The sequence below is a fragment of the Sedimentitalea xiamensis genome (assembly GCF_030164465.1).
GTDB classification, from domain to species: Bacteria; Pseudomonadota; Alphaproteobacteria; order Rhodobacterales; family Rhodobacteraceae; genus Sedimentitalea; species Sedimentitalea xiamensis.
This window is the reverse complement of the sequence record NZ_JASNJE010000005.1, coordinates 53,797-75,167: the sequence shown is the minus strand read 5'-3', so window position 1 is coordinate 75,167 and position 21,371 is coordinate 53,797. Positions and strand designations below refer to the sequence as shown.

Genomic DNA, 21,371 nt, shown 5'->3' with positions numbered 1-21,371 from the left:
TGAACGGCCAGCCCGGATCACGGCCTGTCTTCGATCAGTTTCTCGATGCCCTCAACGATGGTCGAGACATCGGATATGTCGAAATCGCTCTCGGCGGGATCGTTCGCATTGAACGGGATCGAGATGTCGAATTCCTCCTCGATCGCGAAGATGCTTTCCACCAGACCAAGGCTATCGATTCCCAGATCTTCCAGGGTGCTGGACATCGTGACATCGGACGGTTCCAGCATCGCCTGTTCGGCAATGATCGCAATGACCCTGTCGCGGATACTCATGGAGGACCTCTTGATCTGCTGTCTTGGCGCTGATCTAGTCGCTTGATCCCGGTTTGGAAACCATCTTTTGCAAGGACGCAAAATCACGGGCCAGGCGCGGCAGCCGGCGCAGCGCCTTGTAGATTTCCGTCTGGGTTTCCATCTTGACCGCGGGATAGCCCATCAGGACGCGCCCTGCCGGGACATTGGACAGGATCTTCGTGCCCCCGGTCGCAACGACGTTGTCGCCAATGAAGATATTGTCCACGACGCCGCACTGCCCGGCCAGAATCACGTTGTTGCCGATCCGGACCGATCCGGAGACCCCGGTCAGACCGCACAGCAGGCAATCGGTCCCGGTGGTGACATTGTGGCCGACATGAACCAGGTTGTCCAACTTGGTGCCGCTGCCGATCTCGGTGTTCCGGATCGTGCCATTGTCGATGGTGCAGTTGGCCCCGACTTCGACGTCGTCGCCGATCGTCACGGCCCCGAGCGAATGGATGCGGATCCAGCTTTGCGGCTTTGCGTCCCCCCCGTCCTTCATCGTCTTGCGGACGGTTTCGGCCGTCGAAATCTCGGGGGTGACGAATGAAAACCCGTCCGAGCCGATCCTTGCGCCGGGTTGCGCAATGAACCGGTTTCCGATCTGGACCCGCGCACCGATGCTGACCATTTCACGCAGATACGCGTTCTCACCGAGGCTCGCATCCTTGCCAATGACGCAGTGAGGTCCAATGACGGACCCGGCGCCGATCCTCGCCCCCGCCCCGATGGCGCAGAGCGGGCCGACAGACACATCCGCAGCCAGGTCCGCGGACGGATCGATGACCGCAGAGGGGTGAATTCCGCTCCCGTAGCCCTGCCCCGGATCGAACATCGACGTGAGACCGGACATGGCCATGCGCGGGCGCGGCGCGAAGATCGCGGCCGAAAGTCCCATCGCCTGCCAGTCCGCCTCCGGCCAGACCACGGCGGCTCGGGCCCTGCCCTGCGAAAGCTGCTCTCCATAGGTCGCGGACATGGCCAGGGCCAGATCGTCCGGTCCGGCCTGCGCGGGCTCGGCTGCCCGCTGCACCCTCAACCCCGTGTCCCCGGCTGATTCTGCTCCGATGGCGTTTGCGATTTCAAGGATCGTGAAAGTCATGCTCCGGCCCATCTGTCGTTTCAGGGTCTGATTTACCCCTGAAACCCTTCAAGGGCCACCCCCGCGTTTTCAAGCGCCTGCCAGATCCGGGCATCCCGTCCGTAGACATCCCGGCGGTATTCGGGCTTGCCTTTCTCGGTCATGATCGCCGTGCGGTAGATGATATGAACCGGAACCGGTGTCACCAGGTCGATCTTGGTTTCGCGCCCGGACTTCAGCGCCGTCTGGAACACCCCCTGCGGGTCGTCGGTCTGCGCCGCAAGCAACGTGTAGGCAAAGTCGAACGGGTCGGCGAGCCGGATACAGCCATGTGAAAACGCGCGGGTTTCCCGTTCGAACAGGTTCTTTGACGGGGTGTCGTGCAGATAGATGTTGTACTTGTTCGGAAACATGAACTTCACCAGACCGAGCGCGTTGCTCTTGCTGGGCGGCTGCCGCATGGAAAAAGGAAAGCTGCGGGCGCTGAACTGGCTGAAATCCATGCTGGATCGGTCCACGCGGCGGCCGCGACTGTCGGTAATCTCGATATGTCCGACGGCATGGGGGTTGTTCTTCAACTGGGGCAGGTATTCCTTGGTCACGATCGACCGCGGCACATACCAGCTTGGATTGACGATCATATGTTCCATCTGGTCAGAGAATTCGGGACTGCGCCGGTCGCCGGTGTTCTTGCCGATGACGGATCGGGTTTCAAAGGTGACCCGCCCATGATCGACGATCTTGGCGCTGAAATCCGTCTGGTTGACCACGATATGCCGATCCCCCAAATCCATGTTGGTCCAGCGTTCGCGTTCCATCGCGACGATGACCGATTTAAGGCGGGACTGCACCGATGCGTTCACCTCTTGCAGCGTCACGGCACCTGCAACGCCATCCGCCTCAAGACCGTGTGTCAACTGAAAATCCCGCACCGCCTTCTGGAGCGCGACGTCATAATCCGGGCTCGCGCTGACCGGCATCAATCCCATCGCAACGAGCCGGTTGCGCAACGCTATGACGGCGGGGCCGTTCTGTCCCGGCTTGAGGCTGTCGGCCGGCACCGTCGGCCCCCAGGCGCCGCGCGCCAGAAGACTTTCGAGCCGGAGTTTTTCCTTCATCAGGTTCCGATACTGTGCGCTGGAGGGCGGCAGGCCATTCAGATACTGCCGCGGAGAGGCGTTCACGAACCCTTCGATCAAGGACAGACGGTCCCGGTAGGGAATTTCGCGAACGATCCCGCCATCGACCCGTGACGGAATCAGGACGCCGGTCTGAACGTCGCGCGCGTATCTCAGGAACGTCTTGCTTAGCCTGACTTCGATCAGCCCGAGATCGCGCGATGTCCGAACGTCCTGCATGGCCCGCTCCAGACCGGCGGCATCGTAGCGTGACGGCGGCAGACCGTGCAGATGTGCCTGCGACAAGGCCCTCAGCAGTTCCGCCCGGCGCTGCCAGTGGCTTTCCGAGTCCTCCGTCCAGATGGGTTCATAGGCGGATGATCTGTAGTAGGCCGCCAGATCGGCATCATCGGTCGCCGCTTCGGCGACAGTCTGCTTGAAGACTGTGACCTGTGCGAGCGCCGCGCCGCCCATCACGACAAAGCACAGCGCCATGGCGACCCGCAGCACGAAGGCCGTTGTGATGGATTGGCGTTCATTCTTGACGATCATGCATGAATCCCTGGAAACGTCTGTATGTTCAAGTCGTTAGTCTTGAACACAAACTCTAAAAAATGACTTATGGATGTCTATTCACATTTTGAATACCCGCCAACTGAATTTGCTTGTGATGCAACTTCGCCGCTGGGCACCGATGGATTGTGGCAACAAAAAGACATTGCGCGATAATTCGCCGAAAATCGATTGTATCTAAAACTTGCACAATTCCAGACTTGGCGGAAGCGGCCGCCTGTGGCATAGAGTCTACACATCTGGGGATGGAACTATAAAATGCACGCGTAACATCGCGTGCCGGCAGGAACGAAAGCGTACAGGACGGCGCAGAAACATGACAGTGATTTCCTCAACGGGTCTAACCCGTCGATCCCTCTTGGCTGTCTTCGCAGCGACAGCAGTCACCGCAGCCCCTACATTTGGAAATGCAGCAGGATTTCTCCGCGGCGGCGGCGATATCAGGCGGATCCGCATGTATTCCGGTCGCACCGGCGAACGGATCGACATGATCTACTGGATCGACGGCGAATACATCAAGGACGCTGTGAAGGAAGTGAACCACTTCATGCGGGATTGGCGAACGGACCAGATGAAACCCATCGACCTGCGGACGGTGGACATCATGGCTGCGGCGCACAACCTGATGGATGTGAACGAACCCTACATGCTTCTTTCCGGATATCGCAGCCCGCAAACCAATGCGATGCTCAGAAGCCGGTCGCGCGGCGTTGCGAAAAATTCGCTGCATATGTCGGGCCAAGCGGCCGATCTTCGGCTTGCGTCACGCTCGGTCAATCAGATGGCCAAGGCCGCGTCGGCCTGCCACGCCGGCGGCGTCGGGCGCTATTCCCGGTCAAACTTCGTCCACATGGATTGCGGTGTGGTCCGCACCTGGGGCGGATAACAGGCCGAACCCCGGACCTGCCCGAAAAAGATCGAACCGCTGCCCAGGCAGCGGTTTTTTTGTTTCAGCGGCCTCCGGATGACATTCCGCACTCATGCCGGTTTGCGTTGCCGCAAGAAAATGGGCGGCCGGCAAGCCGACCGCCCATTCCAATTCAAGATGTCAGACCCCTAGAAGTTCAGCGACAGATCGCGATGAACCGCGTTGCAATTCGCGAGGAAGAGCGCCTGGGTCCGGCTGAGAGACGATCGCTGACGCGCACCGATCGTCTCGGAGACCGCTTCCATATAGGCTTGAACGCCGCCCTTTAGATTGTCGGCGGCAACGCCACGCCACGCGACCTGCGACTCGTAGGCCTCGACGGCCTCGGCGTAGTCTGCTGCCGCTTTTTCCCGGTCCAGCCGGTTGCCGCGCAGGGAACGCTTCGCACTCGAAAGGGCGGAGGCGACGTCTCTCGCGCCGGCGACGGAACTGAATAGCTTGCCGACCTCGTCGACCGCCGCTTCCGCCTGTTCCGGCTCCGCGTTCGCGATCAGGTCGCCAAGCTTGTCCAATTCCGGCTTCAGGGCCGCGAACTCGGCGTTGGCGTCCAGAACCGTCAGAAACTCGGCTACCGGTTCCACCGCACCGTCCGCCGTCCGGCGATAGGTGTTCCGCGCCGTTTCTTCGGCCTTGGTCAGCATGGCGAAGGTCGTGTGAACCTCTTCCCATCTGTCCGGAATCTGCGACGCGATTTCGTCCTTCTCCGCTTGCAGGACAGATCTGCGGGCCTCGATAGAGGCGATACGCTCCGCGTCCTCTTCGCTGTTCAGGAACTGACCGGACTTGCGCAGCCTCTCCATTTCAGCGTCGAGCTTGCGCATATCTTTCTGAAGATCGCGGACCACGCGCTGCAACGGGCGATACTCGCCTGCTGCGGCGTTGACCGCGGCTTCGGTCGTGGTGATGTCATCCAGCATCGCCAGCGCCTTGCCGCCGTCCTCGAACGCGTCCGACAGGTCAGAGGACAGCTGCGACGGCAAGACCGACAGATCCAGCGCCTGCGCGTTGGCGATCGCCTGCGATATCGCGGCTCCGTTCTCGGCGACTTCGGCCCGGACATATTCTTCGAGACATTGCTGCAATTTGGGATTCCGCGGTGGCGGCGCGGTGTCGGACAGGAAGCTCATCCGGTTGGGCAGGTAGTTCACCAGTTTCGGATAGTAGCCGACGATCGCAAGCGCGATCAGTTGCAGCGTGATAAAGGCGATGACGCCCTTGTAGATCTGCAATGTCTTGACGATGGCCGGAGCCACGCCCCGCAAGTAGAACAGTGCAAAGCCAAAGGGCGGGGTCAGGAACGAGGTCTGGATGTTCAGGCCGATCATGACCCCCAGCCAGACGGCGGTGATGTTCGCTTCCGGGTCGGCAAGGAGGATCGGCGCCACGATCGGCACGACAACCACCGCGATCTCGATGAAATCGAGAAAGAATCCGAGGATGAAGATCACGGCCATCACGATGATGAACTGCGTCCAGAACCCGCCGGGCAGCGAATTGAGGAAATCCCGGACCAGTTCTTCGCCGCCAAAGGCGCGGAAGGCCGCGGTCAGCATCGCCGCGCCAAGCAGGATGATGAACACGAGCGACGTGGTTTTCGCCGTTTCGATCATCACCTCATGCAGGGTGTTTTCGGTCCTGAGCACGCGGATCCCGCTCCAGATCAGGGAGATCACGAGAAGGATCGAGGCAAAAGCCCCGAGCCAGAGGCCTGTGCTGTCTCCTCCGTTCACCATGATCGCCTTGATGTTCATGTTGTAGGTGGACAGGGCGAACATGATCAGCCCCAGGGCGACAAAGGCCAGAAGCGCCGGATAGTAGGTGGTCCGGGATCTTTCCGTGATCCGGTATCCCGCCATCAGTATGGCGCCGGCCGCGCCGATCGCCCCGGCCTGGTTGACCGTCGCGATGCCGGTCAGGATCGACCCCAGAACGAGAAAGATCAGCGTCAGGGGCGGCACCAGGGTCAACAGCACATTGCCCCAGAACGCCGCGTCCCGCGTGCCTTCATAGGGCACAGCCGGGGCAGATTTCGGCCGCAGGATCGCGAACACCAGGATGTAGAGCATGTAGATCAGAACCAGGACGATCCCCGGAACGAAGGCCCCGAGGAACATCTCGCCGGCACTGGTCGAAGCGACGTCATAAACGCTGGGCATGCTGAGCTCGCCCGTGGCTTCGGTGTAGAGCGCCTTGCGCGTCGTGCTCGCCTGATCGGAGGCCGAGGCCAGTTGGTCCGCAAGAATGATCAGCACGATGGACGGCGGAATGATCTGCCCCAAGGTGCCGGACGCCGCAATGGTGCCCGTGGCCAGCGATTGCGAATAGTTGTTGCGCAGCATGGCCGGCAGCGAGATCAGCCCCATCGCGACGACGGTCGCCCCGACAATGCCGGTGGTTGCCGCAAGCAGCGCGCCGACGAACACGACCGAGATGCCCAGGCCGCCGGGCACGGGGCCGAACAGACGCGCCATCGTCACCAGAAGGTCTTCGGCGATCTTGGAGCGTTGCAGCATGATCCCCATGAAGATGAACAGCGGAATGGCGATCAGCGTGTCCCGTTCGACCTCCCAATAGACCCCTCGAAGGTTCGTGACCCCCGCCGTCAGCCATTGGGACGGGCCGCCGGAATGGAAATAGGCGTCCGGATTGCCAGCGAAGAAGTAACCGCTCACCGCGGCCAGAACGATGGTGATGATGGCCGACCCCGGCAGAGCGAAGGCCACCGGAAAGCCGGAGCCGAGCGCTGTCGCCATGATCACGATCAGAACGATCAGAAAGAAGAGTTCCATTGTGCGACCTCAGTGCGCGATTGCGGCGATTTCGCGCCGACCGGGTTCGTCCCGCGCATCCGCGACGGCTTCGAACAGGTAACTGACAAACTGTATCAGCATGGATGCAGCAAAGACCGCAAGAAAGGCGGCCATCTGATACTTGATGAACATGCCGGCCGTGCCCGTCTGCGAAATCTCGAAATTGGCCATCGGCGAGTTGATGATCGACTGCTTTGACCCAAGCCCGATGATGATGATGGCCCAGACCGTGACCATGCCGAGCAGGATGGACCCGATGGAATTGACCCTGCCCTTCCGGCGGCTGCTGAAACCGGCGTAAAGCACGTCGACGCGCACATGGCCTTCGTGCAGAAGCGTATAGGCGGACGCAAACAGGAAGAGCGCGGCATACCAGTAGCGGACCAGATCGCCCATCATCGCCTGTTCATAGGAAAAAACGAAGCGCGACACCACGATCAGCAATTCCGCGATCACGATCAGCAATGTAAGCCAGATGAATCCGAGTGACCTGGAAAAGATCGCGCAGACGAACCCCAGGAGAACGAGCGGCATATGCACGATGGGACCGACGAAATGCGCCCGGATCATTTCCCGGGCGATATCATCGGAAAACACCGCTTGAAGAAGCCCCTCTACGCGCAGGAAAGCAATGGTGAAATCGGCGATGCCGACGAACAGGACGGCAAAGTAGCACCCCCGAATGAAATAGGCGTTGAAATCGCTGATCCGGCGCGCGTCATAGCGCAAGGCGCGGTTTGGCGTGCGCGCCACGACCAGCCAGGCCGCGACCAGAGCTGCCGCATAGATCGCCACACCGACCCAGACCGAGCTGTCACCGCCCGTGAACAGGGCCTGCAGACTCGGATAGTCGAACCAAACGACCAGAACGTTGTTGATCAGAAAGGCCAGCAGGACGAAAAGCATCGCCCATCCGAAATATCGCACGAACGGCGCAGGCGCCCCGCGCGGCGATAGTATCTCTGCCTCGGTAGTCGTGTTCATTGCAATTTCCCCAACTTGCAAACGGTCTCCGGTGTTCGCCGGCCTTCTGCATGCAATTTATTGCACGCGAAAAGCCGAAAACAGGAGCCGACGGTATCCGCCGGCCCCTGCCCTGTCGTAACACCAGTGACTTATATACCCAGGACGCGGTTTCGCTGGTTCGAGAATTCGATCTCGGCCTGGGCGCGCCAGGCGCCAATCTCGCGCAATGCCGCCTGATAGGAATCGTTGATCTTGGCGGCGAGCGGGGAATGCGCGCGGGTTTCTTCGAACACTTCGGCGGCGGCGTCACCGAACGCATCCCAGACGTCTTCGCTGAACTGACGTGCCTCGACGCCATGTTCATTGATGAGACGCGTGAGGTATTCACCGTTCTTGGCCGCAGCCTCTTCGGGCTGGGCGGCCATTTCCTCGTTGCAGCAGGCCTCGATCACGGCAATCTCGTAGTCCGACAAGGTCGAGTACCACGACTTGTTCATGGCAAAGCCGAGACCGCCGCCCGGCTCGTGCATGCCGCCGGTGTAGTAGTATTTGGCGGCTTCGTAGAATTTCATGAAGTAGTCGTTGTAGGGGCCGACCCATTCGGTCGCTTCCACCGCGCCGGAAACCAGGTTTTCATAGATCTGGCCGCCCGGCAGCGAAACGGTCGAAACACCCAGCTTGGACATCACGGTGCCACCCAGGCCCGGAATACGCATCTTCAGCCCCTGAAGGTCCTCGGGGCTGTTGATTTCCTTGTTGAACCAGCCGCCGGCCTGAGCGCCGGTGCCACCGCAGGTGATCGTCTTGAGGCCGAATCCGTCGGTCAGTTCGTCCCACAGCGCCTGTCCGTCCTTGAACTTGATCCAGGCGTTCCATTCCGGCGTGGTCATGCCAAAGGGCACGGAGGTGAAGTAGGCGAAACCGGGATGCTTGCCGGTGAAATAATATTCTGCGCCGATATAGGCCTGGCTGTTGCCGGACGCCACTTCGTCGAAAACGTCAAACGCGCCGACCCGTTCGCCGGCCGCGAAATATTCCGTGCGCAGGGCGCCGCCCGACACGACAGGAATCCGTTCGGCCAGACGTTGCGCCGACAAACCGAGTCCGGGAAAATCCCGAGGCCATGTCGACACGATGGTGATCGTTTTCGCGCCCTGTGCGTTGACGATCGACGGGGCCGCCAGAGCAGCCCCCGTGCCGGCGATCGCCGCACCCTTCAAAAACTTACGACGTTCCATATTCTGTAGTTCCTCCAGTTGGTATCTTTAGTGTTTTTGCTTATTGAGAAGGCCCGGCACGACGCATCATGCGCGCTCCCCCTGCGATGCCGCGCCAGCCTATTCAGAACAACCGCAATTGCAATGGCTTTTCTCGGAGAAAGCGACATTGGCAGTCCGATCTGGCCAGCCTTATTCAAGAATTCGCATCCATTGCGCGAGCCGCTTCCCGCAACACGCCCATAGGTTTTTCTGATCGGGGTTTTGACCGCCGGCGGTTGCTCCGGTGCGGACGGCATTCTGTCTGCGGCGGCGCAGCATCCTTCGCCTTGACGTGCTGCCGCTTTACGTCAACGAAACAGTCCAATACGCCGAAACCACAGCAGAAAAACTGTCGCCAGAACCAGCAGGATCCCGCAAACGATCCAGAAAGCGCCTGGATTCCCCGCCCCCGGAATGCCGCCGACGTTGATCCCCAGAAGCCCCGTGATCAGCCCAAGCGGAAGGAAGATGGCGGCGACAACCGACAGCAGCAGCATCTGCCTATTCATCCGCTCCGCACGCCGGTCCATGATCTGGTCATGCACGACCTGCGCGCGATCCCGGATTGCATCGAGTTCCTCGCCCAGCCGGTAGACCCGTTCCGCCGCTTCCCGAAGACGGCTACGGTCGCGGTCCTTCAGCCAGCTCAGTTCCTCGATCTCTAGGCTGGCCAGGGCGTCTCGCTGGGGCACAAAATATCGCCGCAGGATGATCGACCTGCGCCGCACATCCGCCAGCCCGCCCCGCGCCACCTCCGCATCGGGGTCGAGCATCTGTTCTTCCAACTCGTCGATCCGGCCGCCCAGGGCCTCGACCGTCGGTTCGGCCCGGTCCGCGAGGCGCAGGGCGAGCTTGACCACAAGGTCCCCCGGAGACATCGGGAAGTGGCTGCGTTCGATAGCGGCAATCTGATCGCGGACGGCCATCAGGGGCCGCCGCCAGACGCCAAGCACCCGGCCCGCGTCGATCCAGAGTCGCAGGGATACCATGTCTTCGGGATCGGCGCCGGGGTTCAGGTTGACGCCGCGCAGGTTGAGGACGACCCCGTCGCCATGGACCGTGCAGCGGGGCCGGGTTTCGTCGGCCAGCAGGGCATCGACGACGAACTGATCGAGATCACAGGCGGACAGCAGTTCCTGGGTTCCGGCCGCGTCAAGCCGAAGAAGCTGCCATCGAAATTCGTCGGGGCCGCTCTTCGCATCTAGAGCGACGAATTCCGTCGCCTCTATGGCATGCCCGGCGCCCCGCCCGTCAAAAGCGAAGGTGACGACATCCGGCAGCGCGCGGTCTTCCGAAAGCTGCGCGGAATTCGGTCCAACCGGGTCATCGGCGCCGGCCATGGTTCAGCCTTTCGACAGGAACGTGCGCATGCGCTCGATCGCCCGGGCGATGTTCTCGCGGGAGTTCGCGTAGCTGAGGCGAATGTAGCCTTCGCCAAGCGTGCCGAAATCCGGCCCGCCGATGGTTGCCACCCCGGTCTGTTCCAGAAGGTCGGACGCCAGAGCCTTGGCGCGATATCCCGTGCCGGAAATGTTCGGAAATGCGTAGAAGGCCCCCTTGGGCACCACGCAACTGACGCCGGGCAGGCCGTTCAGAAGCTCGACGACCAGCTTTCGACGCGCATCGAATTCCCGCAGCATCTCGGCCACCGCATCCTGCGGCCCCGTCAACGCTTCGAGTGCCGCGTATTGCGCCGGTGCATTGACGCAGGACCATGCGTTCACCGCCAGCTTGCGGGCCTTGTCATAAATCCCGTCGGGCCAGACGGAATAGCCCAGCCGCCAGCCGGTCATCGCATATGTCTTGGACCATCCGTTCAGCAGGATCAGGCGGTCGCGGATCTCCGGGTAGCTCAACAGGCTGACATGTTCCTCGCCATCGTAAAGCATCTGGTCGTAAATCTCGTCCGACATCACCGCCACCTCCGGGTGATTGGCGAGGCCCGCGACCAGCGCATCGACTTCGGATTTCGGAGTCACGCCGCCGCAGGGATTGGCCGGAGAGTTCAGGATGATCAAACGGGTCTTCGGCGTGATCAGGGACAGCAGTTCCTCTGCCGAAAAGGCAAAGCCCCTGTCTTCGCGAATCGGGACCGGCACCGGGTTCGCACCGGTGAATTCGATCATCGAGCGGTAGATCGGAAAGCCGGGATCGGGATAGAGAATCTCGGCACCCGGTTCGCCGAACATCAGGATGGCCGCGAACATGGTGATCTTGCCGCCCGGCACGATCAGCACGTTGTCGGGATTGACCTCGACGTCAAAACGCCGGTGCAGGTCGGCAGATACGGCTTCGCGCAGGGGCGGGATTCCGGTCGCGGGCGTGTAGCCGTGATGCCCGTCGCGCAAAGCCTTGATCGCGGCCTCGACAATATGATCGGGTGTGCGGAAATCCGGTTGCCCGATGCCCAGGTTGATCACATCCATGCCCTGCGCTGCCAGCGCCCCGGCCCGCGCCAGAACGGCAAAGGCGTTTTCTTCGCCAATTCGGTCAAATCCGGCAATCGTTTTCATGGTTTTTCCTGCAATCAGAGCTGTGACAGACAGATCAGTATGTTGCGCGACCGCCCGACAGGTCGAAGACGGCGCCTGTGGAGAAAGAATTTTCCGCGCTCGCCAGCCAGGCGATCATGTTGGCGGCCTCGTCCACTTCGAGAAACCGGTTTCTGGGAATTTTCGACAGCATGTAGTCGATGTGCTGCTGGCTCATCTGATCAAAGATCGGCGTTCGGGCCGCCGCCGGAGTCACACAGTTCACCGCGATGTCGAATTCCGCCAGTTCCTTGCCCAGGGTCTTCGTGAAGCCGATCACCCCCGCCTTGGACGCGGAATAGGCGCAGGCATTCGGATTGCCTTCCTTGCCGGCGATCGACGCGATATTGACGATCCTCCCGTAGTTCCGGTCCTTCATCGCACCGATGACCGCCTTGTTGACGAAGTACGTTCCGGTCAGGTTGATCTGGACGATATCGGCCCAGTCCCCGTTATCATAGTCCTGCACGGTCCTGTTGGGTCCTGCCACGCCCGCGCTGTTCACCAGCGCATCGATGCGGCCAAAACCTTGCAGGGTCCGTTCCGCCGCCGCCTTCACGCTGTCCCAGTCGGCGACGTTGCAGTCGATGACCTGAAAATCGCCATCGTTGACGCCCTCCATCTCGGACAGGGCCCGCGCCGGGTTCATGTCCCAGATGGCCACCCGCGCGCCTCTGGCGATCAGGGTTCGGACCACCGCCAGACCGATGCCCTGCGCGCCGCCTGTCACCACCGCGATTCTGTCCCGGAAGTCTGCCGTCCGCGTCATGTGGTTATTCTCCTGCAAGACCGGGTGCCGCCGGCCGTCTGTCAAGGTCACTGTGACGCGCTTCCCAGGGACACGCAACCGGGGAGCTCAAGCCTCGGACAGGCCGCTGAGCAACTGATCGCGTTCATCCACGAGCCGGACCCGGTAGCGGCGCATGGTCTTGCAGGCGAACTTGTTGTGCCGGGCCGCGTTGGTCTTGGGGTCCCGCCTCGCGTCGGCTTCGAGATCCGCAATGCAGGTGTCCACTTCCTCGATTTCCTTGATGATCTCTGCCAGTTGCGCAGCCTTGTCCGTCATGTTCAGTTTCCTTGCCTTTGCGGCCGAATACGGCCCGTTGCCCTGCGGCGGTTCGTTCGAATGTTTTCATCTTAGCCACGCGGTCGCCCCAAACCAAGACACAAGACCACCCTGCCTGCCCTTCTGCGGTCGGCGCGGGCCGGAACTCGCCCGCGCGATCAGGAGGTTTCGGGGCGGCCCGCAAGCAAGCGTCCGGGCTGGCGCGGGAAATGGCGCCCGCCGGACAGCCGATTCAGATGCCAGGCGAGCACCAGGTTGCTGGACAGCACCGGCAACCCGGTTTCGGTTTCCAGCGTGGCGATGATGTCCAGCGTATCGAGATTCGTGCAGGACAGGAAAACCCCGTCGATCCCGCCCTTTCGCGCGAGACGGTTCACGCCGTTCAGGAGCGAAGTCGCAGATATGCGCGCGACCGTGGCTTCGTCGGCCTGATCGAAACTGCCAAAGACCGGGGTGGATATCCCCTGTCCCGCCAGGACTTGCCGCAACCGTTCGGACACGGATTCGACATAGGGAGACAGCAGCCCCAGCCGCTTCAGCCCCAGCGCCGCACAAGCCGCGATCAACGCGCTGACGGGATCGCTCACCGCCTTGACACGGGCCTGGCTGCGCACCAGGTCGGCCACCCGGGCGGGGCCGATCTGTGCCGCGCCGGAAGTGCAGGCATATCCGATGGCATCGAACGGGACCGAAGGCGGCAACAATGCGGCGGCGCGGGGCAGATCGTTTTCCATGCGGCTCAGGGTTTCGGGCGTGACTTCCGCGCCGCTTGGCACCCGCGAGACATGAAGATTGCTCGACAGCGGGATCAGGCGGCGGAAATCCTGTTCGATCCGATGATCCGCCTGAAGCACAATCAGACCGATGTTCGGTCGTGTGTCGTTTTTCAACTCATACGCAATCCGCATTTTGCTCACCCGTCCAGAACCGTGATGTCCCGGCTCGCCCGGCGGGACAGGAACGCCGGCGCGCCATCCCGAATGGCGATGTTTTCCTCGTGCACCATGATCCGCCCGCCCGGACGGTCCAGCCCCGGTTCCAGCGTCAGAACCATGCCGGTTTCCAGAACGGTGTCGTCTTCGGGTATCAGCGAAAGGCCCTCGGTAAGCTGCATGCCAAGCCCGTGGCCGAGCCGTCCCGCGTCCGCCCCGCCTGCCCCCCCGGACAGGACCCGGTCCATCGCGTGAAACAGGTCCGCGGCGATGGTTCCGGGGCGCGCGATCTCCGATGCCGCGGCCACGGCATCCACCAGCCGTTCGTGGGCCGCGCGCGTTCCGTCATCCGGCCGGCCAACAGAGAAATTCCGGTCGAAATCGCAGAAATATCCGTCATGCACCAACCCGGTGTCGAGCATCAGAACGTCTCCGGCTTTCAAAGGCGCCGAGGTCGCAGGCGAAATCACGTCGTCATAGCCGCCCTGACCGGCGCCGCCCGCAAGATAGGGAACCCAATCCGCGCCTTCTTCCAGGCATACGGCCTGAAACCGGCGAAAGACCCGATCCAGCGGCGTCCCGGAACAGGCGAAGTCGGGCACCCTGGCGAATGCCCGGTCCGCAATCGCGCAGGCGTTCCGGATCTTGGCGATCTCGCGCTCGGATTTGACCATCCGCAGGCGCTTCACGATGTCACTGTCGTCATCGAACCGGATCCGAGGCAGGCGCGCTTTCAAGGCATGCCAGTCGCGAAGCGGCATCCGCAGACAGGTCCCCTGCCCCATCGGCACGCCCACACGCCCCGCCCCGCCAAGGGTTTCGGACAGAGTTTCGGCCAACAGAGTCACCCCGTCATCGACCGGGTCCGGCGCTTGCCAGCTCCGGATGTCGGCGATCCATGTCTTGGCCATCAGCGCGGCGCCGATTTTCGGGATGACGGCGATCGGGAGTCCCGACTGGGGCAGCACCAGAAACCAGGGCCGGGTCGGGCTTTCCCAGAACCGGGTCAGGAAACCGGAGAAATAGCGCACATCCGGCTCCGTATTCAGCAGCAGGGCGTCGAGGCCCTCGCGCGCCATCAGCGATTGCGCATTTTCAACCCGGCTTCGGTATTCCACTTCCGGAAAGCCCCGCTCGGGTTCGATCATCTTTCTGCGCCTTCGCTCAGGATGATCAATACGCGCGAATCCCCGGTGAGGCCCAATTCGGCGCGATGCGGCTCTGCCGCCAGCAGCGCGGCAAGCCCCGCAGCGCCGGACGGCGTCGAATGAAGCCCGACCTGTCGTGCGACCGCCGCGCCCTTTTCGCCTTCCTCTTCGGAAATCGTGGCGAACAGATCCGCATCCCGCGCCAGGCCTTTCAAAGCGATGAGCGACGGCTCCTTGCAATCCAGCCGCCCCATCGCAGAGACCGGACCCCGGGACACGATCGGCGATTCCGCCCGGATCGACTCTGTCAGGGCTAGCGCGAATTCCGGTTCCACGACGACGATGATCGGATCGTCGCCCCAGCGGTCACGTGCGAGGGCGGCCGATGCGGCTGCCAGTCCCCCGACGCCGGCCTGCAGGAAAACATGCGTCGGCGGCTCTGCGATCTGGCCGAATACTTCGGCCATGAGAACAAGATACCCTTCCATGACCAGATACGGCGGGTCGACATAACCGGGCCAGGAACTGTCCGACAGCAATGTCCAGCCATTGTCGCGCGCCGCCTGCTGGGCCGCGGCCATGCTGAACTCGTAACTGCGGCCTTCCCGAACGACTTTTGCCCCCAGGTCGCGCAGCCGTCCGGCAAAGGTTTCGGGCACCGTCTCGGCAATGTAGACGACGGCGTTGGCCTTGAACGCCTGGGCACCCGCCGCGACGGACAGGCCGTGGTTTCCGGCACTTGCTGTGACATAGGTCGTGCCCCGCGCGCGCCCCTCCTGCGCATCCTGTGCGATCACATAAGCCGCGCCGAGCGCCTTGAAACTGCCAAGACCCATCCGGTCCCGCTCGTCCTTGACCAGTATCTCGGCCAGGCGGAGGCTTTTCGCGAGATTCGGCAGTCCGGTCAGCGGCGTTTTCCCCGCTTTCGGACAGCGCCTGATCAGATCCAGCGGCCGGGCTGCATCGGTGCTGGGAAAAGGCACGTCTTCGGGAAGCACGATCTGCCTTGACGCGCCGCGAAACGGGCTTGCAACAATTTCCATGTTCCGATCGGACCCGATTCAAGGCGCTGGGGTCAAGCCCCGAGACCGGGCACCGTTTCCGCGACGGCCGGCCGGCCGCCCAAAGGTAGCCAGCCGAAGCCATTCGGAATGGGACGATCCGCCGTTCAGGCCCTGCGCCGGCGGCCGCCAGAGCGGCCCGCCCGCCCGCGCCCTTCGTCGCCGGCCCTGGCCGGCTGCTTGTTGGTGCGGATCCATTCCGCGCCATGCGGATCGTTATTGGTCAGGAAGTTCGCGGCGCGGATGGCTTCCATTTCCGAGCCGGCCCGCGACAGGGTCGACCCCATGCCGAACAGGGTCACGAATGTCTCGTCGTCGATATCCTCGGGCAGAACGATCCCGGCCTCGGCGACTTCGGCCTTCTTTTCGGCGATCTTGCTTTGCGTGACCGGCAGGGCGACCGGGTTCATGATCGCGCTGGTCATCCCCGCGCCCATCGCCATCGGCAGGAAAGCGTTGTTGATGCCGTGGCGGTTCGGAAGGCCGAAGCTGATATTGGACGCACCGCAGGTGGTGTTGACGCCGAGCTCTTCCCGCAGCCGCCGCACCAGCGTGAACACCTGTAGACCAGCCGTTCCCATCGCACCGACCGGCATCACCAGCGGATCGACGACGATGTCATGTGCCGGTATGCCGTAATCGGCAGCACGCTGCACGATTTTCCTCGCCACCTCGAAACGCACGTCCGGATCTTCGGAAATCCCGGTATCGTCATTGCTGATCGCGACGACCGGAACGTTGTATTTCTTGACCAGCGGCAGGATCTGTTCCATCCGGTCTTCTTCGCCCGTGACCGAATTCAAGAGAGGCCGGCCCTCACAGACCGCAAGCCCGGCTTCCAGAGCGGCGGGAACCGAACTGTCGATGCACAGCGGAACGTCCACCAGCCCCTGAACGAGTTCGACGATTTTCGTCATCAGCGGCGGTTCGGTTTCGTTCGGGTTGGGGTTGGAATTGTAGACCACGCCCGCATTGATATCCAGGACGGTCGCGCCCGCCGCGACCTGCGCCAAGGCATCCTTTTCCACGGTCGAAAAGTCGCCCGCTTCCAGCTCGGCCGCGAGTTTCTTGCGGCCCGTCGGATTGATCCGCTCCCCGATGACGCAGAATGGCTGGTCAAATCCGATGATGGCGGTCCTGGATTTGCTTTCGACGATGGTGCGGGTCATGAACGTCCTTTCAGAACTGATTTGCGGGGCGGGCCGAATCCCCGCCATGGGTGATCGCCCAGGTGGCATTGGTCTTGATACCGCCCAGAGGAAAGAAATGCACGTTGGTGATGTTGAAGTCCGGATTCGCGGCCTTGTGATCCGCCAGTTCAGTCAGGACATCGGTCGGCTCATAAGGCAGAAGCAGCTTGCTCACGTCCATCGCGCGTTTCTGCAAGACCTTCAGCGAGGGACCGACGCCGCAGGCAATGGCGAACTTGATCAGCGTCTGCAGTTTCGCCGGACCCGCGATCCCGATATGGATCGGCAGGTTGACACCGGCGTTGCGCAGGGCATCCGCCCAGGCGATGATCGGCTTCGCTTCGAAAGCGAACTGGGTCGCCAGGGCCATTTTCGCATCGGTTCTTTCGGAAAACTTCTGTTTCCACGCCAGGGCTTCCATGACGTTCTTCATGCTTCCGTCGGGGTCGATATCGCGATTTCCCTCCGGATGGCCCGCCACGTGCAGCCGCTTGAACCCGGCCTTGTCGAACAACCCGGTTTCCATCAGCTGCATGGAGCTGTCGAAATCCCCGACAGGTCGGGCAACGCCACCGGCCAGCAACAGGCCCTGCGTGACCCCGGCTTCTCCCTGGTAGCGGTCGATCCAGTCCGCAAGCGTCGCCTGGTCCCGGATGATGCGGGCCGGGAAATGCGGCATCACCGGGTATCCGTCGCGCGCCAAGCGCCGGGCCGTCGCGACCATGTCTTCGATCGGCGTGCCTTCGATATGGGCGATGTAGACCCGCGTGCCTTCCGGAAGCAGGTCCCGGAAGTTTTCGACCTTTTCAGCCGTGCGCGGCATGACCTCGATCGAATAGCCCTGAAGGAACGCCTCGACGTTCTCGTTCACGGGTGCGGAAACCGCGGTTTCACGTTTCTTGAAGTTCAGCAAAGCCATGGCGGCCTCCCACATGATTGTCAGGCTGATGCCCACCCGTCGTTGTCAATCAGGGCCTTGATGCGGTCCCTGTCGTATTGCTCTTCCAGACGCGCCGCTTCCGCCTCGGCCACGGCATCCGGTTCGCCCTCGACGACATAGGGCGCCGCTTTGCGCCATTCCGCCAGATAGGCGTCCGTGTCCCTGGCGTTCACCTTCATCGCGGCCCGGTCGATGGCCTGTTCGAACCGTTCGGCCAGTTGCCTTTTGGACCCTTTGCGGCCCTTGCCGACGATCACCTGTGCCGGGATATCGCGCCAGTAAACGATCGTCACCTCGGGCATGTCTGATTCCTCTGTTGTTCGCGCCTGTCTACTGCACCGTAAGCACCTTGCTGCGCCTGTTTTCGACGGAACACGTCTGCGCAGCGACCTGTCGGACTCGGTCCGGTTGCGGGGTTGCCGGCAAAGCACAGTGCTTGGGAGCGCGGATTCGCCGTTCCGCCCCTGGCCGGATCGATTTGCAAAGCCTTGCGGTCCGAAGGAACCGTCGATATCCTGATCCCAACTTGAAATCGGAGGGCGTGTCAAATGGCGCCCAAGCGTCCCAATGGTGCGGGCGCATTCCCGAAAGCGGTCGAGAGCCCCGCGCCGAAACCGCCCGATCCGGCAGAGCTTTATGCCGCGCTGGATCTGGGCACCAACAGTTGCCGTATGCTGATTGCCCAGCCCAAGGGCAGCGGTTTTCACGTGGTCGACAGTTTTTCCAAATCCGTGCAGCTTGGCGCCGGATTGGAAAGAACCGGGCGGCTGTCCCGGTCGTCCATGGCCCGCACCGTGCAGGCCCTGCGGATCTGCCAGCAGAAACTGAAACGCAACAACGTCAAGCGGATGCGGCTGGTCACCACCGAAGCCTGCCGGCGCGCGTCCAATTCGGTGGAATTCATCCGCCAGGTGCAGCGCGAAACCGGGTTGAACATTGAAGTCATCCAGCCCGAGGAAGAGGCGCGGCTGGCGGTTATTTCCTGCGCGCCGCTGGTCAGCACCAAGACCGAACAGCTGCTGGTGGTCGACATCGGCGGCGGATCGACGGAACTTGTCTGGATCGACATCAGTTCGGTGCCCCGGCGCGATCGTCCGCAGGCGATCATGCGTCTGCACGCAGGATTTCATCCGCCGGAAAGCCCGTTTCCGGCGGCCAAGGTCGTGGACTGGATCAGCGTGCCGCTTGGCGTGGCGACGCTGCGAGACCAGTTCAACGATGTGGAGGACGATTCCGCCCGGTTCGCGCTGATGAGCTGGTTCTTCGAGGAAAACCTCGCCGAATTCGCCCCTTACAAGGACCAGCAGGCGCGTGAACGGTTTCAGATCGTCGGCACGTCGGGCACGGTGACCACGGTCGCGGCGAGCCACTTGGGACTGAAGCGGTATGATCGCACCAAGGTCGATGGGCTGCGGATGACCTCGGACCAGATCGACCGGGTTATCCGGGGATACCTTGATCTCGGCCCCGCCGGCCGCCGCCGCGATCCGCGGATCGGCGAGGACCGTCAGGCGCTGATCATGTCCGGATCGGCGATCCTGCAAGCCCTGCTGCGCTGCTGGCCCACGGACCGGCTGTCGGTTGCGGACCGGGGTTTGCGCGAGGGGTTGCTTTACGCCCAGATGAGCGCTGACGGGGTTTTGGAAGACGGTCCGTTCTAGGGGGCGCCGCCCCCGTCCGCTGACGCGGACTCCCCCGGAGTGTATCCGGCAAGAGGAAGGACAGCCGAGCGAGAGGTGAAATGGCATGGGCAAGACGCCGAGCGGCAAGAACACATCCGGGCGCGGTCAGCGCGACCTGAAGATCAAGGTCAAGTCGGCCCGCGGGCGGAAGCTGAGTTCCACCCGCTGGTTGCAGCGGCAACTGAACGATCCCTATGTGAAGCGCGCACAGGCCGAAGGCTATCGCGGACGTGCCGCCTACAAGATCCTGGAACTCGACGACCGGTTCCGTTTCCTCGTGCCGGGCGCCCGCGTTGTCGACCTGGGCTGCGCGCCGGGCGGGTGGCTCCAGGTGGCGGTGAAACGGATCAACGCGCTGGGTGAAAAGCAGGGCAAGGCGCGGGGCCGGCTGCTGGGGATCGACCTTCAGGAGGTGGAACCGGTGGCGGGAGCCGAAATCCATACCCTCGATTTCATGGCGGACGGCGCCGACGACCGGGTGAAGGAGTGGCTGGGCGGCAAGGCCGATGTGGTGATGTCAGACATGGCCGCCGCCTCTTCGGGACACAAGCAGACAGACCATTTGCGGATCATCGCGCTGTGCGAAACCGCGGCCCATTTCGCCTTCGATGTGCTGGAAGACGGCGGCACCTTCGTCGCGAAGGTTCTTGCCGGAGGGGCGGAAGGCGAGCTGCAGAAGCTTCTGAAGCAGAAATTCGCCAAGGTGGCGAATGTGAAGCCGCCGGCCTCGCGGTCCGACAGTTCCGAGAAATTCGTGATCGCCACCGGGTTCAGAGGCTGACCCGGTCAGGCGGTGTTGCGGCGCCTTGCCAATGCCGCGTTGAATTCCGCCCCCAGGATCAGGATCGCCGACATCAGGTAGAGGAAGATCAGCGCGGCCATGACCCCGGCCAGGCCGGCATAGGTGGCGGAATAGCTCGCGAAGCTGGAGATGTAGTAGGAAAACCCGGTGCCCGCGACAGCCCAGAGCACCATGGTCAGCACGACGCCCGGCAGGACCTGCCGCACGGAATGTTGATGGCCCGGCAGCCAGACATGGCAGGCAAGCACGCCGAGAGCCATCAGCGTCAGCGGAATGAGCGTGTTGACGGTATCGCTTGCCAGCCAGTCTATCCATTCGATCGGAACGGCTTGCCCGAAGAAACGGATGAAAAGCGGCAGGGCCAGACCCAGCGTGGTCGCGACCAGCACACCTGCCCCGCCGAGCACGACGAACAGCAAAGACAGCAGCCGCGACCGCCAGAAAGGCCGCGTGTCGGTTTCATTATAGGCGCTGGTCATGGCGAGCCGGACCGCGTCGATTCCGTTTGACGCGAAATAGATGGCCAGCAGCCCGCCCACGGTCAGCAGCCGGGAATCCGTCGCATCCACGACCTGACGGACCTGCGAAGTGATCGGCTCGGCGATTTCGTCCGGCCAGGACCCGAAGACGAGTTCGATCAGGTTGTCGATATCGACATCCTGGGACAGGGTGGCCGCGAGGGCGACGATGAACAGCACGAATGGAAACAGGGCCAGCATCATGGACATGGCCAGATGGCTGCTCATCATCCAGCCCCGGTTGCGGCCGAATTTTCCGATTGCGTCCGTAAAGGCCCGGAATACGTCGCTCATCAATCGCCTGCCGCGTCCTGTCATTGCCGGTCAACGCATCGGAACGGGATTGTCGAGAATCTGGCTGCCCTGGACACTGTGAAAAACCGATCCATTTCAGCGCAAGGTTGCATGAACCGGCGGCCGGTTTCAACGTCTGACGATCAAACGGAAAACTCCGACGCCGCCTGTTG

The 21,371-nt window shown here is 62.3% G+C and carries 20 protein-coding genes; 3 read left to right on the top strand and 17 right to left on the bottom strand.

From position 1 onward, the window contains the following. Window positions 1-17: 17 nt before the first annotated feature. From QO034_RS05820 to QO034_RS05810, 3 genes are read right to left on the bottom strand one after another with little or no spacing between them, the layout of a single operon-like run. Window positions 18-275, bottom strand: a complete 258-nt coding sequence (locus QO034_RS05820) for an acyl carrier protein (RefSeq protein ID WP_284484564.1) — start codon at window positions 273-275, stop codon at window positions 18-20. A gap of 34 nt (window positions 276-309) precedes the next feature. Next, window positions 310-1,401, bottom strand: a complete 1,092-nt coding sequence (locus QO034_RS05815) for a UDP-3-O-(3-hydroxymyristoyl)glucosamine N-acyltransferase (RefSeq protein ID WP_284484563.1) — start codon at window positions 1,399-1,401, stop codon at window positions 310-312. 32 nt (window positions 1,402-1,433) lie between these two features. Beyond that, complete coding sequence (locus tag QO034_RS05810) at window positions 1,434-3,050, bottom strand: L,D-transpeptidase family protein (RefSeq protein ID WP_407696728.1); 1,617 nt, start codon at window positions 3,048-3,050, stop codon at window positions 1,434-1,436. Between the two features lie 337 nt (window positions 3,051-3,387). On the opposite strand from QO034_RS05810, the gene QO034_RS05805 reads away from it, so the two are divergent. Further along, on the top strand, window positions 3,388-3,957 hold the full coding sequence (locus QO034_RS05805) for a YcbK family protein (protein WP_284484718.1): 570 nt from the start codon (window positions 3,388-3,390) through the stop codon (window positions 3,955-3,957). Window positions 3,958-4,127: 170 nt separating this feature from the next. Here QO034_RS05805 and QO034_RS05800 read toward each other — a convergent pair whose 3' ends face one another. The 13 genes from QO034_RS05800 to QO034_RS05740 form a co-directional block, all read right to left on the bottom strand. After that, a complete protein-coding gene (locus QO034_RS05800; RefSeq protein ID WP_284484562.1) occupies window positions 4,128-6,788 on the bottom strand; it encodes a TRAP transporter large permease in 2,661 nt (886 codons plus the stop codon). Between the two features lie 9 nt (window positions 6,789-6,797). Then, complete coding sequence (locus tag QO034_RS05795; RefSeq protein ID WP_284484561.1) at window positions 6,798-7,793, bottom strand: TRAP transporter small permease subunit; 996 nt, start codon at window positions 7,791-7,793, stop codon at window positions 6,798-6,800. Window positions 7,794-7,924: 131 nt separating this feature from the next. Then, on the bottom strand, window positions 7,925-9,013 hold the full coding sequence (locus QO034_RS05790; protein ID WP_284484560.1) for a TRAP transporter substrate-binding protein: 1,089 nt from the start codon (window positions 9,011-9,013) through the stop codon (window positions 7,925-7,927). 329 nt (window positions 9,014-9,342) lie between these two features. After that, complete coding sequence (locus QO034_RS05785) at window positions 9,343-10,374, bottom strand: zinc transporter ZntB (RefSeq protein ID WP_284484559.1); 1,032 nt, start codon at window positions 10,372-10,374, stop codon at window positions 9,343-9,345. Between the two features lie 3 nt (window positions 10,375-10,377). Then, the gene (locus QO034_RS05780) at window positions 10,378-11,547 is read right to left on the bottom strand and encodes a pyridoxal phosphate-dependent aminotransferase (protein ID WP_284484558.1); all 1,170 of its coding nucleotides are present in this window, start codon (window positions 11,545-11,547) and stop codon (window positions 10,378-10,380) included. 34 nt (window positions 11,548-11,581) lie between these two features. Beyond that, window positions 11,582-12,334 (bottom strand): SDR family NAD(P)-dependent oxidoreductase, encoded by a 753-nt coding sequence (locus tag QO034_RS05775; protein WP_284484557.1) that lies wholly within the window; start codon window positions 12,332-12,334, stop codon window positions 11,582-11,584. 87 nt (window positions 12,335-12,421) lie between these two features. Next, window positions 12,422-12,631 carry a hypothetical protein gene (locus QO034_RS05770; protein ID WP_284484556.1) on the bottom strand — a complete coding sequence of 70 codons (210 nt, stop codon included), beginning with the start codon at window positions 12,629-12,631 and terminating at the stop codon, window positions 12,422-12,424. 158 nt (window positions 12,632-12,789) lie between these two features. After that, entirely contained in the window at window positions 12,790-13,539 is a 750-nt protein-coding gene (locus tag QO034_RS05765; RefSeq protein WP_284484555.1) for a maleate cis-trans isomerase family protein, read from the bottom strand. A 5-nt stretch (window positions 13,540-13,544) separates the two neighbouring features. Continuing rightward, entirely contained in the window at window positions 13,545-14,711 is a 1,167-nt protein-coding gene (locus QO034_RS05760; RefSeq protein WP_284484554.1) for a M24 family metallopeptidase, read from the bottom strand. After that, entirely contained in the window at window positions 14,708-15,754 is a 1,047-nt protein-coding gene (locus tag QO034_RS05755) for a pyridoxal-phosphate dependent enzyme (RefSeq protein WP_284484553.1), read from the bottom strand. The genes QO034_RS05760 and QO034_RS05755 overlap by 4 nt, the downstream gene beginning before the upstream one ends. Before the next feature lie 125 nt (window positions 15,755-15,879). Beyond that, complete coding sequence (locus tag QO034_RS05750; RefSeq protein ID WP_284484552.1) at window positions 15,880-16,941, bottom strand: methyltetrahydrofolate cobalamin methyltransferase; 1,062 nt, start codon at window positions 16,939-16,941, stop codon at window positions 15,880-15,882. A 10-nt stretch (window positions 16,942-16,951) separates the two neighbouring features. Next, window positions 16,952-17,881 (bottom strand): methylenetetrahydrofolate reductase, encoded by a 930-nt coding sequence (locus QO034_RS05745; protein ID WP_284484551.1) that lies wholly within the window; start codon window positions 17,879-17,881, stop codon window positions 16,952-16,954. A 20-nt stretch (window positions 17,882-17,901) separates the two neighbouring features. Next, window positions 17,902-18,204: a virulence factor gene (locus QO034_RS05740; RefSeq protein WP_284484550.1), complete on the bottom strand. Its 303-nt coding sequence runs from the start codon at window positions 18,202-18,204 to the stop codon at window positions 17,902-17,904. Window positions 18,205-18,450: 246 nt separating this feature from the next. On the opposite strand from QO034_RS05740, the gene QO034_RS05735 reads away from it, so the two are divergent. Beyond that, the gene (locus tag QO034_RS05735; RefSeq protein WP_284484549.1) at window positions 18,451-19,563 is read left to right on the top strand and encodes a Ppx/GppA phosphatase family protein; all 1,113 of its coding nucleotides are present in this window, start codon (window positions 18,451-18,453) and stop codon (window positions 19,561-19,563) included. Window positions 19,564-19,648: 85 nt separating this feature from the next. Further along, window positions 19,649-20,365 (top strand): RlmE family RNA methyltransferase, encoded by a 717-nt coding sequence (locus tag QO034_RS05730; RefSeq protein ID WP_284484548.1) that lies wholly within the window; start codon window positions 19,649-19,651, stop codon window positions 20,363-20,365. 5 nt (window positions 20,366-20,370) lie between these two features. On the opposite strand, the gene QO034_RS05725 is transcribed toward QO034_RS05730, so the two are convergent. Further along, entirely contained in the window at window positions 20,371-21,198 is an 828-nt protein-coding gene (locus tag QO034_RS05725; protein ID WP_284484547.1) for a YihY/virulence factor BrkB family protein, read from the bottom strand. Between the last annotated feature and the right edge of the window lie 173 nt (window positions 21,199-21,371).

Excerpts from the sequence above, each read along its gene's own strand:
- QO034_RS05815 (WP_284484563.1), bottom strand. The coding sequence starts at position 1,401 with ATGACTTTCACGATCCTTGAAATCGCAAACGCCATCGGAGCAGAATCA.
- QO034_RS05755 (WP_284484553.1), bottom strand. The coding sequence starts at position 15,754 with ATGGAAATTGTTGCAAGCCCGTTTCGCGGCGCGTCAAGGCAGATCGTG.
- QO034_RS05800 (WP_284484562.1), bottom strand. The coding sequence starts at position 6,788 with ATGGAACTCTTCTTTCTGATCGTTCTGATCGTGATCATGGCGACAGCG.
- QO034_RS05735 (WP_284484549.1), top strand. The coding sequence starts at position 18,451 with ATGGCGCCCAAGCGTCCCAATGGTGCGGGCGCATTCCCGAAAGCGGTC.
- QO034_RS05740 (WP_284484550.1), bottom strand. The coding sequence starts at position 18,204 with ATGCCCGAGGTGACGATCGTTTACTGGCGCGATATCCCGGCACAGGTG.
- QO034_RS05760 (WP_284484554.1), bottom strand. The coding sequence starts at position 14,711 with ATGATCGAACCCGAGCGGGGCTTTCCGGAAGTGGAATACCGAAGCCGG.
- QO034_RS05730 (WP_284484548.1), top strand. The coding sequence starts at position 19,649 with ATGGGCAAGACGCCGAGCGGCAAGAACACATCCGGGCGCGGTCAGCGC.
- QO034_RS05725 (WP_284484547.1), bottom strand. The coding sequence starts at position 21,198 with ATGAGCGACGTATTCCGGGCCTTTACGGACGCAATCGGAAAATTCGGC.
- QO034_RS05795 (WP_284484561.1), bottom strand. The coding sequence starts at position 7,793 with ATGAACACGACTACCGAGGCAGAGATACTATCGCCGCGCGGGGCGCCT.
- QO034_RS05775 (WP_284484557.1), bottom strand. The coding sequence starts at position 12,334 with ATGACGCGGACGGCAGACTTCCGGGACAGAATCGCGGTGGTGACAGGC.
- QO034_RS05770 (WP_284484556.1), bottom strand. The coding sequence starts at position 12,631 with ATGACGGACAAGGCTGCGCAACTGGCAGAGATCATCAAGGAAATCGAG.
- QO034_RS05750 (WP_284484552.1), bottom strand. The coding sequence starts at position 16,941 with ATGACCCGCACCATCGTCGAAAGCAAATCCAGGACCGCCATCATCGGA.
- QO034_RS05820 (WP_284484564.1), bottom strand. The coding sequence starts at position 275 with ATGAGTATCCGCGACAGGGTCATTGCGATCATTGCCGAACAGGCGATG.
- QO034_RS05790 (WP_284484560.1), bottom strand. The coding sequence starts at position 9,013 with ATGGAACGTCGTAAGTTTTTGAAGGGTGCGGCGATCGCCGGCACGGGG.
- QO034_RS05745 (WP_284484551.1), bottom strand. The coding sequence starts at position 17,881 with ATGGCTTTGCTGAACTTCAAGAAACGTGAAACCGCGGTTTCCGCACCC.
- QO034_RS05810 (WP_407696728.1), bottom strand. The coding sequence starts at position 3,050 with ATGATCGTCAAGAATGAACGCCAATCCATCACAACGGCCTTCGTGCTG.
- QO034_RS05785 (WP_284484559.1), bottom strand. The coding sequence starts at position 10,374 with ATGGCCGGCGCCGATGACCCGGTTGGACCGAATTCCGCGCAGCTTTCG.
- QO034_RS05765 (WP_284484555.1), bottom strand. The coding sequence starts at position 13,539 with ATGCGGATTGCGTATGAGTTGAAAAACGACACACGACCGAACATCGGT.
- QO034_RS05805 (WP_284484718.1), top strand. The coding sequence starts at position 3,388 with ATGACAGTGATTTCCTCAACGGGTCTAACCCGTCGATCCCTCTTGGCT.
- QO034_RS05780 (WP_284484558.1), bottom strand. The coding sequence starts at position 11,547 with ATGAAAACGATTGCCGGATTTGACCGAATTGGCGAAGAAAACGCCTTT.